This is a genomic window from Achromobacter sp. D7-1 (genome assembly GCF_059760445.1).
The window spans coordinates 1-15,637 of sequence record NZ_JCBAMT010000001.1 but is presented as its reverse complement, the minus strand read 5'-3'; the positions used below and the strand labels follow the sequence as shown (position 1 = coordinate 15,637).

The 15,637-nt window shown below is 65.7% G+C and carries 17 protein-coding genes; 5 read left to right on the top strand and 12 right to left on the bottom strand.

What is annotated here, in order from left to right; genetic code table 11:
* The first annotated feature begins 88 nt into the window (after positions 1-88).
* The 3 genes from AC6LKD_RS00085 to AC6LKD_RS00075 all read left to right on the top strand — a co-directional run bounded on the left by AC6LKD_RS00085 (position 89) and on the right by AC6LKD_RS00075 (position 2,234).
* On the top strand, positions 89-499 hold the full coding sequence (locus AC6LKD_RS00085; protein ID WP_013395979.1) for a lysozyme inhibitor LprI family protein: 411 nt from the start codon (positions 89-91) through the stop codon (positions 497-499).
* 8 nt (positions 500-507) lie between these two features.
* Positions 508-1,152, top strand: a complete 645-nt coding sequence (locus tag AC6LKD_RS00080; protein WP_492274422.1) for a DNA-3-methyladenine glycosylase I — start codon at positions 508-510, stop codon at positions 1,150-1,152.
* Between the two features lie 86 nt (positions 1,153-1,238).
* On the top strand, positions 1,239-2,234 hold the full coding sequence (locus AC6LKD_RS00075; protein WP_498114662.1) for a bifunctional helix-turn-helix transcriptional regulator/GNAT family N-acetyltransferase: 996 nt from the start codon (positions 1,239-1,241) through the stop codon (positions 2,232-2,234).
* Here AC6LKD_RS00075 and AC6LKD_RS00070 read toward each other — a convergent pair.
* The 4 genes from AC6LKD_RS00070 to AC6LKD_RS00055 all read right to left on the bottom strand — a co-directional run bounded on the left by AC6LKD_RS00070 (position 2,214) and on the right by AC6LKD_RS00055 (position 5,298).
* A complete protein-coding gene (locus tag AC6LKD_RS00070) occupies positions 2,214-2,909 on the bottom strand; it encodes a pentapeptide repeat-containing protein (protein WP_498114661.1) in 696 nt (231 codons plus the stop codon). The genes AC6LKD_RS00075 and AC6LKD_RS00070 overlap by 21 nt on opposite strands.
* A gap of 41 nt (positions 2,910-2,950) precedes the next feature.
* Positions 2,951-3,601, bottom strand: coding sequence for a response regulator (locus AC6LKD_RS00065; protein WP_498114660.1), 651 nt, complete (start codon positions 3,599-3,601; stop codon positions 2,951-2,953).
* A gap of 167 nt (positions 3,602-3,768) precedes the next feature.
* Positions 3,769-4,215, bottom strand: coding sequence for a gas vesicle accessory protein GvpU (gvpU, locus tag AC6LKD_RS00060; RefSeq protein WP_207465905.1), 447 nt, complete (start codon positions 4,213-4,215; stop codon positions 3,769-3,771).
* A gap of 99 nt (positions 4,216-4,314) precedes the next feature.
* Positions 4,315-5,298: a helix-turn-helix transcriptional regulator gene (locus AC6LKD_RS00055; protein WP_498114659.1), complete on the bottom strand. Its 984-nt coding sequence runs from the start codon at positions 5,296-5,298 to the stop codon at positions 4,315-4,317.
* 118 nt (positions 5,299-5,416) lie between these two features.
* Between AC6LKD_RS00055 and AC6LKD_RS00050 the strand changes: the two genes are divergently transcribed.
* Positions 5,417-6,022 (top strand): glutathione S-transferase family protein, encoded by a 606-nt coding sequence (locus AC6LKD_RS00050; protein ID WP_498114658.1) that lies wholly within the window; start codon positions 5,417-5,419, stop codon positions 6,020-6,022.
* Positions 6,023-6,045: 23 nt separating this feature from the next.
* Here the strand turns inward: AC6LKD_RS00050 and AC6LKD_RS00045 are convergent, their stop codons facing one another.
* The 8 genes from AC6LKD_RS00045 to cyoA all read right to left on the bottom strand — a co-directional run bounded on the left by AC6LKD_RS00045 (position 6,046) and on the right by cyoA (position 14,078).
* Entirely contained in the window at positions 6,046-7,371 is a 1,326-nt protein-coding gene (locus AC6LKD_RS00045; RefSeq protein WP_498114657.1) for a ParB/Srx family N-terminal domain-containing protein, read from the bottom strand.
* A 34-nt stretch (positions 7,372-7,405) separates the two neighbouring features.
* Complete coding sequence (locus AC6LKD_RS00040; RefSeq protein ID WP_498114656.1) at positions 7,406-7,789, bottom strand: hypothetical protein; 384 nt, start codon at positions 7,787-7,789, stop codon at positions 7,406-7,408.
* 135 nt (positions 7,790-7,924) lie between these two features.
* On the bottom strand, positions 7,925-9,031 hold the full coding sequence (locus AC6LKD_RS00035; RefSeq protein ID WP_498114655.1) for a porin: 1,107 nt from the start codon (positions 9,029-9,031) through the stop codon (positions 7,925-7,927).
* 112 nt (positions 9,032-9,143) lie between these two features.
* Positions 9,144-9,923, bottom strand: a complete 780-nt coding sequence (locus AC6LKD_RS00030) for an SURF1 family protein (RefSeq protein ID WP_498114654.1) — start codon at positions 9,921-9,923, stop codon at positions 9,144-9,146.
* Positions 9,923-10,327, bottom strand: a complete 405-nt coding sequence (gene cyoD / locus AC6LKD_RS00025) for a cytochrome o ubiquinol oxidase subunit IV (protein ID WP_013395967.1) — start codon at positions 10,325-10,327, stop codon at positions 9,923-9,925. The genes AC6LKD_RS00030 and cyoD overlap by 1 nt, the downstream gene beginning before the upstream one ends.
* Complete coding sequence (gene cyoC, locus AC6LKD_RS00020) at positions 10,324-10,965, bottom strand: cytochrome o ubiquinol oxidase subunit III (RefSeq protein ID WP_498114653.1); 642 nt, start codon at positions 10,963-10,965, stop codon at positions 10,324-10,326. Before cyoC ends, cyoD begins: the two co-directional genes overlap by 4 nt.
* On the bottom strand, positions 10,958-12,961 hold the full coding sequence (gene cyoB / locus AC6LKD_RS00015) for a cytochrome o ubiquinol oxidase subunit I (RefSeq protein WP_013395965.1): 2,004 nt from the start codon (positions 12,959-12,961) through the stop codon (positions 10,958-10,960). Before cyoB ends, cyoC begins: the two co-directional genes overlap by 8 nt.
* 73 nt (positions 12,962-13,034) lie before the next feature.
* Entirely contained in the window at positions 13,035-14,078 is a 1,044-nt protein-coding gene (gene cyoA, locus AC6LKD_RS00010) for a ubiquinol oxidase subunit II (protein WP_498114652.1), read from the bottom strand.
* 222 nt (positions 14,079-14,300) lie between these two features.
* Here cyoA and AC6LKD_RS00005 point away from each other — a divergent pair, with 222 nt between their 5' ends.
* Positions 14,301-15,620, top strand: a complete 1,320-nt coding sequence (locus tag AC6LKD_RS00005) for an MFS transporter (RefSeq protein WP_013395963.1) — start codon at positions 14,301-14,303, stop codon at positions 15,618-15,620.
* Positions 15,621-15,637 lie beyond the last annotated feature (17 nt).

Here is a 15,637-nt window from a genome sequence, read left to right as displayed (position 1 = left end):
AGGCCACCGGCGACGGAGCCGCCGCTGCATGGGGTCATTGTTCCATGCGACACTTTCCGGGTTCACCCAGTCACACAGGAGGAATTCCATGCGTATCGCCATCATGACCGCCGCTGCCGCGCTTGCGCTGGCCGCCAACGCGCAGGCGCAGCCGCTGGACTGCGGCAACGCGGCCACGCAGACGGACATGAGCCTGTGCGCCGACCAGGCGTACCGCAAGTCCGACGCCGCCTTGAACGCCGCCTACAAGGAGGTGGGCGCGCGCCTGAAGAACGACCGGGACGCGACGACCCAGCTGCATGCCGCCCAGAAGGCCTGGCTGTTCTTCCGCGACGCGGAGTGCGCCTTTGCGTCCAGCAGCACGTCCGGCGGCAGCGCCTATCCCATGACGCTGAGTCTGTGCCTGGACAAGCTGACGCAGGCGCGCACCAAGGAATTGCGGGCCTACCTGAAGTGCGAGGAAGGCGACCTGAGCTGCCCGGTGCCGGGCAAGCAGTAAGCCACCGCATGAAGACCAACGAGATGAGCCCGACCAATCCAGGCCTGATCACGGACGGGCAGGGCGCGGCGCGCTGCTTCTGGCAGCCGTCCATGCCCGACTATCACGACCACGAATGGGGCATGCCGGTGGCGGACGACCGCCGCTTGTACGAGAAAATCTGCCTGGAGGGTTTTCAGGCCGGCATGGCCTGGATCACGATTTTGCGCAAGCGCGAAGCGTTCCGCGCGGCCTTCGACGACTTCGATTTCGAGCGGGTGGCGCGCTACACCGAGCGCGACGTAGAACGCCTGATGGGTGACGCCGGCATCGTGCGCAACCGCAGCAAGATCTTGTCCGCCATCAACAACGCCAAGCGCGCGCAGGCCCTGGCCCATGAGTCGGGTTCGCTGTCGGCCTGGCTCTGGCGCCATGAGCCGCCGGTCCAGGACCGGCCCGCGACGGTGGACCTGGATTACTGGAATGGCAATCCGACCTCGCCAGCGTCGGCGGCTCTGTCGCGCGAACTGAAAAAGCGTGGCTGGACCTTTGTCGGGCCGACGACCATGTATGCCTTCATGCAGGCTGTGGGCATGGTCAACGACCATATGAGCGGCTGCGTCTGCCGCCAGGCGGTCGAGGCGGCGCGCGCGGGCTTCAAGCGGCCCCAGTAGGCCGCGGCAGGGACGCCGATAAAATTGTTGAATTGGTTGCGCTTCGCAAGTATATTGGTTGCGAACCGCAACTTTAAAGGCGCGCCATGGATCTGATCGACCCTCCTGTCCAATCCCGCGACCAGACGATCCGGGACCTGCGGGAGTTCTCCCGCAAACTGGTGCGCGAACTGGGCTTCATGCGCAGTTCGCTGGCAGGCAGCGAACTGGCGCCGTCCGCGGTCCACGCCATCATCGAGATCGGGCTGCAGCCCGGCATCCAGGCGCGCGACCTGGCGGCCATCCTCAGGCTGGACAAGTCCAATACCAGCCGTCAGGTCGCCAAGCTGGAGTCTGCCGGACTGCTGACGCGCGAGGCCGACAGCGAAGACGCCCGCTCGTCGCGGCTGCACTTGAGCGAGGCGGGGAACCAGCTGCGCGCCCAGATCGACCAGTTCGCCACGGACCAGGTGTCGCGCGCCTTGCGGCAGCTGGCGCCGGCGGACCAGCAGTCGCTGATACGGTTCCTCTCGCTCTATGCCGACGCCCTGTCGCACGAGAACCCCAACACCGCGCCTGCCGCCGCCAGCGGCATCGAAGACCAGATACGCGCCGGCTATCTGCCTGGCTGCATCGGCGACGTGGCCAGCCTGCATGCGCGCTATTACGCACAGGCCTCGGGATTCGGCGTGTACTTCGAACGCAAGGTGGCGACCCAGCTGGCCGAATTTGCCGAAGGCCTGCCCGCCGCTGGCAAGAACATCTGGCTGTACGTGGACAACGGCAGGACGCTGGCTTCCATCGTCATCGATGGCGATCTGGCTAAGCGCCAGGCGCACCTGCGCTGGTTCATCGTCGACGAGTCGCTGCGCGGCATGGGCGTGGGCCGCGCGCTGCTGTCACAGGCCCTGGCCTTTGCCGACGCGAACTACGATGAAACCTACTTGTGGACCTTCAAGGGGCTGGACGCCGCCAGGCACCTCTACGAGGCTGCGGGCTTCACGCTGGCCGAGGAATCCGAAGGCAGGCAGTGGGGCAGCGTGGTGGTCGAGCAGCGCTTCGTCCGCCGCAGCCAGCGCGCCTCAGATCACGCTGATGCGTAGTTCGGCCAATAGCGCCGCCGCCTGAGTCTTGGATATGGTGGCGCCGGCCAGGCGCGCGGCCGAGTTCAGGTCCAGGCCGCCGAGGTCGGCTTCGCGCAGGTCCGCGCCTTCGAAGCGTACGTTCTTCAGGACGGCGTTGCGCAGGCTGCCGCCATGGAATACGGTGTCGCGGAAATCGCTGCCGGTCAGGTCGGCATCAGAGAAGTCCAGCTGCTGCACGTCGCTCTTGCGAAACGACAGGCCGCGCAGCAGCGCGCCGACCAGCAGGCATTCCCGCAGGGACCAGCCCAGGCAGGCGATGCCGTCGAAATCGCTGCCGGTGAGCTTGCAGCCCTGGAAACGGGCCGCAGCCAGCCGTGCACGACGCCAGTTGGCATTGTTGAGATCGCAATTTTCGAAGACGGCGTCGCTGGCGTCGCACGAGGCGAAGTTGACCTGGCCGCCGCGGCAGCGCAGCCAGGCCGAGTCCGCCAGGTTGGCGCCCTGAAAGGAGGCTCCCGCGATGGCGCAGGCGGTCAGTTGCGCGCCGCGCAAATCCAGGCGCGAGAAATCGGCGTCCTGGAAGTCGCAGTCCTGGAACGACAGCGCGTGCCCGGCGGACTGTTCGATCAAGGCCTGCATCATCTTGCGGTCCACTTCCTGGCCCGTCACTGTCCCGATTGCTGCTTGTGTCATGCCGCGCGTTCCTGCCTGAATTTCTGCAAAAGACGGAAAGCCTACTGGAAAATCTCGCTTTCCACGCAGAAGGCGATCAGTTCCTGGTCGGTGCGGACGTTGAGCTTGCGCATGGCCGATATTTTCTGGCCGCTGACCGTCTTGACGCTGCGCTTGAGCGCCTCGGCCACCTGCATCATGGATCCGCCGCGGATGAAATGACGCAGCACCTCGAATTCCTTGGGCGACAGGCTGTTGATGCGTTCGCCGATGAACTTGCTGCGCTCATCGGGCGCGCCGTCGCGCTGGAAGCCCGGCGGATAGTATTTGCGGCCGGCATGCAGCGTTTCCAGCGCGGTCATGATTTCGCTGAGATTGTCGCGCTTGAGCACCACGGCGGCTACGCCGGCGTCGTAGAGCGCCGAGATGATCATGGAATTCGACACCATGGTCAGCACCACGATCTGTACCTGCGGGTAATGGCGCGTCAGGTACTTGACCAGGCGGATGCCATCGCCGTAGGTATCGTCGCCGGGCATGGAATAGTCGGTGATGACCACGTGCGGCGCGTCGCGTTGCAGGTGCTGGATCAACGCGGTTGGCCCGGGCAGGGTGGCCGTGACCTCGAAATTGAGGTCTTTTTCCAGCAGGTCGCGCATCCCCATCAAGACCAGGGGATGGTCGTCGACCAGGACGATTCGGAGTCTTTCCATGCGGGGGAGTGCCGTCAGGCGAGCCCTGGTTTCAAGCGGAGATAGGGCGGTCGGGCTCGGGGTTGGGGTCGGAGGCAAACCGATAGCGTAGTGGTTTTTGCGAAGCTGCGCGCCCCGCGCCGGGGCGCGGGCCGGGGGGAGGTCCGAGGGACTGACGCCGGGCGGCTTCAGGCCGCCGCTTCGGCCTGCATGCGCCCCAGGATGAAGCCGTCGACCGCGCTGGTGCGGCCGCGCCAGAGCGTGGGCTGTCCGGCGATGGGGGTGCCATCGGCCGTGAAGAACAGGGCATCGGCGAGATGGATGTAGTTCGGCAGCGGATCCGCCGGCTGCGGCACGCGGAAGACGTCGCCCAACTCCGCCAGGGAGACATGCACGGCCTTGCGGGTAGCTTCGTCCACGGTGTTCAGCGACCCCGTGAAACTGGCTGCGAAGCTGTCGAAGTAATCCGCGCCGGACACGATGGAACCCGACACCAGCATGCCGCCCATTTGCAGGGTGACGCCGATGCTCTCGATCTGGCTGCCGTTGTTCACCAGGTTGACCAGGAATTGCAGAAAGGCGTCGGCGTCGGGCGTGGCGCTGGCGCCCAGGCTGGCGTTGGGAGCGGTGCTCATGGCGTGATCTTCTGGAATATTTGGAAAGCAGCCAAGATACTCGAATCGCGGGCGAAATACACAGAATGGGATCGCCCGAAAAACAGCCAAATCCGACCCCTATCCCCCGGCTTCGGGCGCTGGCATTTTTTCCAGGGCGCGAGCCAGCCTTCCGGCCGCCAGCCGCAGGCGGTCCCGCAGCGCTGCAGGGGCCAGAACCTCGAACTCCACGTCCAGCGCCATCAGCCAATACACCAGCGCGTCCAGGGAAGGCACCGCGCATAGCAGCAGGCAGCGCGTTTCGTCCAGGGGTTCGATCTGGCCGGCGCCGGGCGGGATCCGCGCGGCCATGACGGCGCGCGGCGCGTGCAGGACCACGCGCGCAGGTTCCGGATGCGGCGTCATCTTGACCGAGCGCGACACGTAGGCGCGCAGGTCGCCGCCTTCGGGTGGAGGCCGCGGCGCGAAATGCGCGCCGACCTGCGGGGCGCCCGCGATGCGGTCGATGCGAAAGGTGCGCCAGTCGTCGCGCGCAGGGTCCCAGGCCACCAGATACCAGCGATACCCCGTATGCGCCAGCCCTTGCGGTTCGACCAGCCGGGTGCTGGCTTGGCCCCTGCCGTCCGCGTAGTCGAAGCCGAGCCGCAACTGGTCGCGGCAGGCGGCCGCCAGCGTGGCGAGCAGGGTGGCGTCGACGGTGGCGCCATCGCGCGGTATGGGCACGATGGCCGAGCGCAGGGCGTCGACCCGGCGGCGCAGGCGCTGCGGCATGGCCTGCTCCAGCTTCACCAGCGCCCGCAGCGCGGTCTCCTCTATGCCGCCCACCGTGCCGGTGGCCGCGGTGCGCAGGGTGAGCGCCACGGCCAGGGCTTCTTCGTCGTCCAGCAGCAGGGGCGGCAGGGCCTGCCCCGCGCGGAACGCGTAGCCGCCGGCCACGCCGCTGCTGGCATGGATGGGGTAGCCCAGTTCGCGCAGCTTGTCGATGTCGCGGCGCAGGGTGCGGGGATGGATGGCCAGCGTCGCCGCCAGTTCGGTCCCAGTCCAGTGGCGGCGGGTCTGCAGCAGCGACAACAGGCGCAGGAGGCGGTTGCTGGAAGTAAGCATGAAGGCACGATAACGCGTATCGAGGGCGGAATCTGTCCTCAATGGATTCTACAGTGGCGCCCGTAGTCAGCGGCAGGGGCCGCGACGCTCATCCCTTGATTGAATTGGAGATTTGCCCATGTCTATCGTCTTTTATTGGCACCCCATGTCCAGCGCGACCCCGGTGGCCTGCGCGCTTGCCGAACTGGCCGTGCCGCACGAACGCGTCAAGGTGGACATCAGGACGGGCGAGCAGCGCCGCCCCGAATTCCTGGCCCTGAACCCCAACGGCAAGGTTCCCACCCTGACGGTGGACGGCGCGCCCTTGTTCGAGGCCCTGGCGATACAACTGTGGCTGGGCGAGCGCTACGGCGTGGAGCGCGGCCTGTGGCCTGCCGCCGGCACGCCCGAACGCCTGCTGGCGATGTCGTGGTGCGCCTGGTCCTATGTCAGCTACGGTGCGGCGGTGATGCGCCTGTTTCTCGCCACGCAGGCCGAGGGCGCGCCCGGCGGCGCCGAAGCGGAACGCGTGCTGGACGACGTGGATGCATTGCTGGCCGTGTTGGACGGCCATCTGTCGCAGCAGCCCTGGATGTTGGGCGCGGCCTATTCGCTGGCCGACCTGGTGGTGGGTTCGGTGGTCGGCTATAGCGCCTATCTGGGCGCCAGGGTGGCTTTGCACCCGCATGTGCAGGCATGGCTGGGCCGGGTCCAGGCCCGGCCCGCCATGCAGATCGATGCCTAGCGCCGGCTGACTGGCGCCGCGGCCTACCAGCCCCAGCAGGTGCCGGCCGCGGGCTTGCCGCAGTTGCGGTAGTTCACGGCGAACCACAGCTTGCCCGCGCCCCGCGGGCTGCCGTCGGCCTTGGCATCGTTGCGCGGCAGCTCCTCCAGGGTGTCGCGCGCCTTCTTGGTGGGCGAGCCGCTGGCAGCGTCGGCCACCAGGACGATGCGCCCCAGGCCGGCGGCGTCGCGGTCGTCGAAGACGATGTCGCCGTCCTTGAGCGCCGCCATCTTCAGGGAGGCGTCGCGCACCGCGGCAGCATAGCTGTCGCTCGCGCCGGCCGGGGCCAGGCTCTTGTCCAGCGTGCTGACGGCGAGGATCTGTGCGGGGGCGGCGGGCGCCATCATCTTGTACTGATCCAGGCCGGGCAGTTGGCCGCCGGCGGCCTGGCGGCGCAGCCAGTCGCCCCACAGGAACTCGGCGAATTCCGGCAAATTGCCGTTGCTGTAGGCGATGTCGCGGGTGAAGTACACCAGCGAACGGTAGCGGTCCTCCTGCATGCCGCCGGCCTCCTGGGCGCTGGCCAGGCCCAGGCGGGCGGGTAGTTGATCCACGGTGATGGGCTGGTTCTGGCCGTCGCGCAGCCAGGCGCGGCGTTCGTCGACCATGCGCTGCCAGAAGGCGGCGGCGTTGGGCAGGCTGCTGTAGTTGGCGTCCACCTTGACCCAGACCGGCAGCTTGGGGCCGCCATCGGCGATCTCGCGCAGCGACGAGAAGGTATGGTGGCCGTCGGTCAGATACAGATTGCCGTCCCAGCCGACCACCACCGTCTTGAGGTTGGCCGCATTGGTGCCGGGGGCGTTCTTGCAGGCGTAGGTGGCGGGCTGGTCCAGGCGGGCGGCGCGCGCCTCGGCGATGCTCTGGAATTCCTGCGCGCGCTCGGCGCCGCCCATGTCTTCGCAGTAGTCGTCGAACTTCTTGCCGACCGTGCGGTTGAGGTAGTCCAGCTGCTGCACCGGCTTGTCGGTCCAGGTCGGGCGCTCGAAGTCGCCTTGCCAGCGGCCCAGCTTGTAGTAGATCTGGTCGTAGCCGATGGCGGCCTGGGTGGGGTGCAGTTCCTCGATGCGGACCTGGATCACGTCGCCCGGCTTGGCTTCGAGGTAAGCAGTGTTGCGAGGCGGCTGGGTTTCGACGGGCGGCGGCGTTTCCCCGGTGGGGGGAGGCGTGACGGCGACGGGTTCGTCGTCATGGTCGTCGCCGCCGCCGTTGCAGGCCGCCAGGGCCAGCGGCAACAAGGCCGCGGCCAGGATGCGCAACAGGCGTTGCCGGTTGGGAAGGGAAGCGCGCGCGGGGCGGAAGGTCGGGGTCATGGTCCGTTCAGGATCTGGTTTCAAAGATAGCCGATCATGAGGCACACGTGTTTCCTGAAGATTGCACGGCAGCGGGTTGCCATGCATGCAGCCTGTCCATGAGGCCCCGCACGACGGTGGCCTGATCGTGGATCCGGGCGGCGGCGGCGGCGGACAGGCCTGTCGAAAGTTCCTCTTCCAGGGCTTCGAAGTGCGAGGCGGGCGCCCGCATCTGCAAGGCCAGCAGCGCGCCCTGTATGCGATGCAGCATCTGGGCCGTGGCGACGGCGTCGGGTTTTTCGGCGGCCTGTTCCAGCGCGTCGAGATCCTGGGTCATGGTGTCCCGGATCAATTGGCGATGGTCGGGCGCAAGCGCGGCGTACACCGCGAGCGTGCCAGCGGCAGGGCCGGCGGGAGCATGGGGGAGCGATTTGTGCATGAGAGCCTCCTAGGCGTACATGCGAATGACGTCAGGCTCGCGGGCGATATTAAAAAAGCCCGGTACCAGGAGGCTGCGAATCGGACGGATTCGCCATAGGCGGAGGCGGCCCCGCAGCCGCTCCGCCGCTTTGCTTTAGAACGTGTGGCGCACGCCGATGCCGGCGGCCGTGCTCTTCAGGCCGTCGATGAAGGCGTAGTCCTTGCCGTACGAACCGTAGGCGTACAGATTGGTGCGCTTGGACAGGTCGTAGGTATAGCCCACGCTCCAGACGTTCATGTTGGTGTCGCCGCCGGTCAGCTTGTCGTTGTTCGGCGATACGTGCTGCCACGATGCGAACAGGCTGCCGGCGCCGCCCATGGGCATGGTGGCGCCCAGCATGTAGGAGTTGGCCTTGAAGCCGTCAACGAAACGGTTGGTGCCGAATTCGTCGCTGAAGGGCGTGCCGGCCGGCAGATCCTGGCCGACGAACCAGCCGTCGGTGGTACGGCCGTAGGCGGCGGCGAGCTTCACCACTTCCAGGTCATAGGACAGGCCCAGCGCGTACTGGCGCGGCGTGGCGTCATGATCGATGGCGCCGCGATTGGAGCCGTTCAACTGGTCATAGGTCAGCGTGACGTTCACCGGGCCCTGCACATAGCGCAGGCCGGCGGTGATGCCGCGGGTGTTGTCGGCGGTGCGAAAGCCCGTCTGGTCCGCCACCGTGTCGTCCGCATTGAATGAGTAGCCGACGCCGAACTCGAAGCCGCTCATGGATGGCGACTTGTACATGACCATGTTGTCCCAGCGCATGGTGTTGGCGGCGCTGAACCCCAGGCCCATGTTGGACTGGGTGTAGCTGGTGTAGAAGGGGTCGATGTCGGCGAGGTAGTTCGAGCCCACCGTGGCCTGGCGGCCGAACTCCAGCGTGCCCCAGGCGTCGTTGGCCAGGCCGATAGTGGCTTGGCGGCCGAACAGGCGGCCGGATTGCCCGCGCTGGCCGTTGGCCGAGTCGAATCCGCTTTCCAGCTTGAACACGGCGCGCAGGCCGTCGCCCAGGTCCTCGGCGCCGCGCAGGCCCCAGCGCGACCCGGCCTGGATGCCGTTGATCATGCCTATCTTGCTACCGTCGTATCCATCGCCTTTGATCTTGTTGTAGCCGATGCCGGTGTCGATGACACCATAGAGAGTTACCGACGATTCTGCCTGAGCGACGCCTGCAAAAGTAGTGAACATTGCGGCTGCGAGCAGCGTCTTTTTCATCCTTGGGGACTCCTGTAGAGGGGTGGAAAAAACAAAAGGGAACAGCACGCGAGCATGTAGCCCAGCGCTGTTCCCAGCCCTCATTGTAGGACACCGGCCGTGGCCGGCAGGCTCAGCCCTTGCGGCGCGCCCGCTTTTCCTCGCGCACGAAGATGAATGCGCCGACCAGCACCATGGCCGCCAGCGCGTACCAGGTGATGGCGTAACCCAGGTGGTTGTTGGGGAAGTTCAGCACGGTCAGGCCGCCGACCGGCGCAGTGCGCCCGCTGCCGTCCTTGCCCGTCGCGTCGGCGTCGATGAAGTAGGGCGCCACGTCGGTCAGGCCGCGCGCCGCGGCGATGGCGGGCAGGTCGCGCGAGTACCAGAGGTTGGTCGCCGGATCGTTGTTGCGCAGGAAGCCATGGCCGGGCTCGCCCATGCGCAGCAGGCCGGTGACGCTGGCCTGTTCGGGCGCGGACTGGATGGCGGACTTGCTCTTGCGCCATTCGGGCAGCACGAAGCCGCGGTTGACCAGCACCGTGCCGCCGTCGGGCAACTGCAGCGGGGTCATGACCCAGTAGCCGCTGCCCAGTTCGGTTGCGGCCTGCACCAGGGTCTGGCGGTCGTACAGGTAGGTGCCCGTGGCCGTGACGCGGCGGTACTCGGCGTTGTCGGAGCTCAGCGCGGGCCATTCGGCCTGGGCTGGAGCCGGCGTGGGCGCCGCATGGGCGCGCTGTTCGACCTGCGCGATCAGGGTGCGTTTCCAGGCCAGCCGGTGCACCTGCCAGGTGCCCAGGGCGCATAGGCCCGCGAAAATGGCGACAGCAAGCACCCCCAGGATGATCAGGGTGATCTTGCTGCGCGGATTGCGGGAGGAGGTGTCGCGGGAAGTAGAGTCGTTTACTGCGGCCATCAGGGCATTTTCCGCATGTCGTGGGTAGACATGGGCATCATATTGGAGTCGAGGTGGTACATGATCCAGATGGATCCGCTGAGCGTGATTACGACCAGCACCAGCGTGAATATTAACGCCAACATGTTCCAGCCGCTTTCGGACTTGGTGTCCATGTGCAGGAAGTAGATGATGTGGACCACGATCTGCACCACGGCGAACGCCAGGATCACCAGCGCGGTGGTGCGGGATTCGGTGAAGACGCGGCCCATGACCAGCCAGAACGGGATGGCGGTCAGGACGGCGGCCAGCACGAAGCCGGTCATGTAGCTCTTGAAAGTGCCGTGGGCGGCGCCGTCATCATCGTCGTGATGGTCATGGCCGCCATGGCCATGATCGGCCGGGTGCTCCAGGTGCGCGGTCATGGCAGCACTCCCATCAGGTACACGAAGGTGAAGACGCCCACCCAGATCAGGTCCAGGAAGTGCCAGAACATGGACAGGCACATCAGGCGGCGGCGGTTTTCGGGAATCAGCCCGTGCATCTGCACCTGGATCATCATCGTCACCAGCCACACGATGCCGAAGGTGACGTGCAGCCCGTGGGTGCCGACCAGCGTGAAGAAGGACGACAGGAAGGCGCTGCGCTGAGGGCCGGCGCCCTGGTGGATCAGGTGCGTGAATTCGTACAGTTCCAGCGACAGGAAGCCCAGCCCCAGGATGCCGGTCACGGCCAGCCACAGCTGGGTAGCGCCGACCCGGTTGCGCCGCATCTCCAGCATCGCGAAACCGTAGGTGATCGACGACAGCAGCAGCAGCGCGGTATTCACCGCCACCAGCGGCAGATCGAACAGGTCGGCGCCGGACGGGCCTGCCGCGTAGTTGCGGCCCAGCACGCCGTAGGTGGCGAACAGGCAGGCGAAGATGAGGCAGTCGCTCATCAGGTAGACCCAGAACCCCAGCAGGGTGCCGTTCTTGGGATGGTGTTCGCCCGCGACGTAGAACACGGGCTCCGCGGGCGGCGCGGCGCCGCCGGGCAGGTTGGGGGCCAGGGTATCAGACATTTTTCGCTAGCAACCTTGTGCGGGCGTCTTCGGCGCGCACGACCTCGTCGGCCGGCACGTAGTAGTCGCGCTTGTAGTTGAAGGTATGAACGATGGACACCAGGATCAGCGCCGCGAACGACAGCACGGCCAGCGGCCACATGTGCCAGATCAGCGCGAAACCCATGACGACGCTGATCCCCGCCAGCACGATGCCGGCCCAGGTGTTCTTGGGCATATGGATGGGAATGAAGCCCTGTTGCGGCCGCAGGTAGCCGTGCTGCTTCATCTGCCACCAGGCGTCCTGGTCATGCACGCGCGGCGTGAAGGCGAAGTTGTAGTTGGGCGGCGGCGACGAGGTCGACCATTCCAGCGTGCGCCCATCCCAGGGGTCGCCGGTGGTGTCGCGCAGCGATTCGCGGCGGCGGTAGCTGACCACCAGCTGGATCAGGAAGCTGGCGATGCCGCAGGCGATCAGCAGCGCGCCGAAGGCCGCCACCTGGAACCAGATCTGCAGCGACATGTCCTCGAAGTGGTTCACGCGCCGCGTCACGCCCATCAGCCCCAGCACGTAAAGCGGCATGAAGGCGACGTAGAAGCCCACCAGCCAGAACCAGAACGAGCACTTGCCCCAGAATGGATCGAGCTTGTAGCCGAAGGCCTTGGGAAACCAGTACGTGATGCCTGCCATCAGCCCGAACAGCACGCCGCCGATGATCACGTTATGGAAGTGCGCGATCAGGAACAGGCTGTTGTGCAGGACGAAATCGGCGGGCGGCACGGCCAGCAGCACGCCCGTCATGCCGCCGATCACGAAGGTCACCATGAAGCCCAGGGTCCACAGCATGGGGACCTCGAAGCGGATGCGGCCGTGGTACATGGTGAACAGCCAGTTGAAGATCTTCGCGCCCGTCGGGATCGAGATGATCATGGTGGTGATCCCGAAGAACGAGTTCACGCTGGCGCCCGACCCCATGGTGAAGAAGTGGTGCAGCCACACCAGGTACGACAGCACCGTGATCACGACCGTGGCATACACCATGGACGCATAGCCGAAGAGGCGCTTGCGGCAGAAGGTGGAGACCACTTCGGAGAAGATGCCGAACGCCGGCAGGATCAGGATGTAGACCTCGGGGTGGCCCCAGATCCAGATCAGGTTCACGTACATCATGGCGTTGCCGCCGAAGTCCGCGGTGAAGAAGTTGGTGCCCACGTAGCGGTCCATGGACAGCAGCGCCAGCACCGCGGTCAGCACCGGGAAGGCGGCCACGATCAGCACGTTGGTGCACAGCGCGGTCCAGGTGAAGATGGGCATGCGCATCATCGTCATGCCCGGCGCGCGCATCTTGACGATGGTGACCAGCAGGTTGACCCCGGACAGCAGTGTGCCTACCCCCGCTATCTGCAAGGCCCATATGTAGTAATCGACGCCGACGTCGGGACTCTGCATGATCCCTGATAAAGGCGGATACGCCAGCCAGCCGGTGCGCGCGAATTCGCCCACGAACAGCGACATCATGACCAGGATCACGCCGCCCGTGGTCATCCAGAAACTGAAGTTGTTCAGGAAGGGAAAGGCCACGTCGCGCGCGCCGATCTGCAAGGGCACGATGTAGTTCATCAGCCCCGTGACCAGCGGCATGGCCACGAAGAAGATCATGATCACGCCATGCGCGGTGAAGATCTGGTCGTAGTGGTGCGGCGGCAGGTAGCCCGCCGAATCGCCGAAAGCCACCGCCTGCTGCAAGCGCATCATGATGGCGTCGGCAAAGCCGCGCAGCAGCATCACGATGCCCAGGATGACGTACATGATGCCGATCTTCTTGTGGTCGATGCTGGTGAACCACTCGCGCCACAGATAGCCCCACTTGCCGTAGTAGGTGATGGCGCCCACTACCGCGATGCCGCCTATGGCGACCGCGATGAAGGTGAAGAGCAGGATCGGTTCATGGTAGGGAATGGCTTCCCAGGTCAACTTACCGAAGATCAGCTTGGTGAGGTCTGGTTGGTCAGGCATCTCGATTCCAGCAAAAAGACCGCAATTTCACGAAGCCCTTGCATCATCCGGATCGCCGTGCGCCAGCGATCCGCTACAGGACCAATCCTTCGGTGGCCGTGCACATCGCGCCCACGTATTTGCGCGGCGGCGTGCCGGTCAGTCCCAGGCGCTCCCGCGTTTCCGCATCCAGGGTGGTGACGTTGAGCGCGCCGGGTATGCCCATGCCGCCCTGCGCGTCGATCGCCATCGCGTCGCGCATGCACATGCGGTTGGGCTCCACGCAGCGGTTGACGATCGCTTCGAACAGGCCGGGTGCGCTGGAGGCATAGAGCTGCACCGGATTGCGTTCGCTCGGCTGTTCAAGTTTCAGGTAGGCGTCGCGGCTGAGCGCGGCGCTGGAGGCGCGCGCGCTGGCCACCCACTGGTCGAAGCCCTGCTGGTCTACCCCGTGGAACTTGAAGCGCATGCCGGAGAAGCCAGAGCCGCTGTAGTTGGCGGAAATGCCTTCATATTCGCCGGGGTGGTTGATCACGGCGTGCAAGGTGGTCTGCATGCCGGGCATGGCGTAGATCTGGCCCGCCAGCGCGGGTACGAAGAAGGAGTTCATTACCGTGGACGAGGTGATCCTGAACTGGATGGGACGGTCCACGGGGGCTGCCATCTCGTTCACCGCCGCGATGCCCTGTTCGGGATAGATGAACAGCCATTTCCAGTCCAGCGCCACGACTTCGACCACCAGCGGCTTGGTGCCGGCCGGCACTTCGCGGCCTTCGGACAGGCGCGCGAGCGGGCGGTAGGGGTCCAGCTGGTGAGTGCTGACCCAGGTAACCGCACCCAGCGCAATGATGATCAGCAGCGGCGCCGCCCAGATCAGCAGCTCCAGCATGGTGGAGTGGTTCCAGTCGGGGTCGTAGTGGGCTTCCTTGTTGCTGGCGCGATAGCGCCACGCGAACAGGAACGTCAGGAAGATCACCGGCACGATGATCAGCAGCATCAAGCCGGTGGAAATGATGATCAGATTGCGCTGCTGCAAGGCGATGTCGCCTGACGGCGAGAGCAGGACCGCATTGCATCCGGCGAGCAATGGCAGAGCGGCAATCAGGACCAATCCGCGGAACCTTGGGAAGGACGGCATGACCATACCCCGAAACGTAACCGTGGGAAGTAAACGCAACACTACGCTGGAAGCCGCGAAAAATCTAGGGTAAAAAGAACAAAAATGTGCAGGGCGGCGCGCGCGGACCAGGGCTGCATCCCAATAACGGAGCGGCTCTGCGCGATATGGACCGCAGGCGCGCGGGTGTGTTTCAGGATCGTAGGCCAGGCTGTTCCGAACCTCCTTTCAGCGAGCATTCACATGGCGACCACCACGCAATATCCCGGTCATGCCCCTTCAGTCCCCGCAGCCGGCGGCGGCCACGCCAAGGTGGCGCCGGGTGAAATCGCGGTGGGCGTGGTGGTGGGGCGCGCTTCCGAATACTTCGATTTCTTCGTCTTCGGCATTGCCTGCGTGCTGGTGTTTCCGCAGGTCTTCTTCCCCTTTGAACCGCGCCTGGAAGGCACGCTCTGGTCCTTCGTCATCTTCTCGTTCGCGTTCATCATGCGGCCCATCGGCACGGCGCTGTCGATGGCGGCGCAGCGGCGCTGGGGGCGCGCGACCAAACTCACCATTGCCTTGTTCCTGCTGGGAACCGCCACCGTGGGCATGGCCTTCCTGCCCGGCTACAACGTCATCGGCGCGCACGCGATCACGCTGCTGGCGCTGTTCCGCTGCCTGCAAGGCCTGGCGCTGGGCGGCTCATGGGACGGGCTGCCGTCGCTGCTGGCCTTGAATGCGCCGCCGAATCGCCGCGGTTGGTATTCGATGCTGGGCCAACTGGGCGCGCCCGTGGGCTTCATGGTTGCCAGCGCGTTGTTCCTGTTCCTGCACGTGACGCTGACCGAAGCCGATTTCCTGGAATGGGGCTGGCGCTATCCCTTCTTCGTGGCGTTCGCGATCAACGTAGTGGCGCTGTTCGCGCGGCTGCGGCTGGTGGTGACCGAGGAATACACGCAACTGCTGGAAGAGGGCGAGCTCGAACCCATCAGCACCACGCAGATGGTGCGCGAGCAAGGCTACAACCTGTTCATCGGTGCCTTCGCGGCATTGGCCAGCTATGCCTTGTTCCACCTGGTCACGGTGTTTCCGCTATCGTGGATCGCGGTCAGCGCCACCCAGCAGATCCAGGACGTGCTGGTCGTGCAGATCATAGGCGCAGTGCTGGGCATCCTGGGCACCATCGCCTCGGGCTGGCTGGCCGACCGCATCGGCCGGCGCACCACGCTGGGCCTGCTGGCCTTGCTGATCGCCGTGTTTGCGCTGTTTACGCCCTGGCTGCTGGGCGGCGGCCCGAAAGCGCAGGACGCATTCATTCTGGTGGGCTTCGCGCTGCTGGGACTGTCTTACGGCCAGGCCTCGGGCACCGTTACCGCGAACTTCACGCGCCGCTTCCGCTACACGGGCGCGGCGCTGACTTCCGACATGGCCTGGCTGATCGGCGCCGCGTTCGCGCCGCTGGTCGCTCTGGGCTTGTCGGCGCGCTTCGGGCTGGTGGCGGTCAGCGTCTATCTGCTGTCCGGTGCGGCCTGCACGCTGTTGGCGCTGCGCATCAACAAGGTGCTGGAAACGCGGGATTGAAGGGATGAAACCAAGGC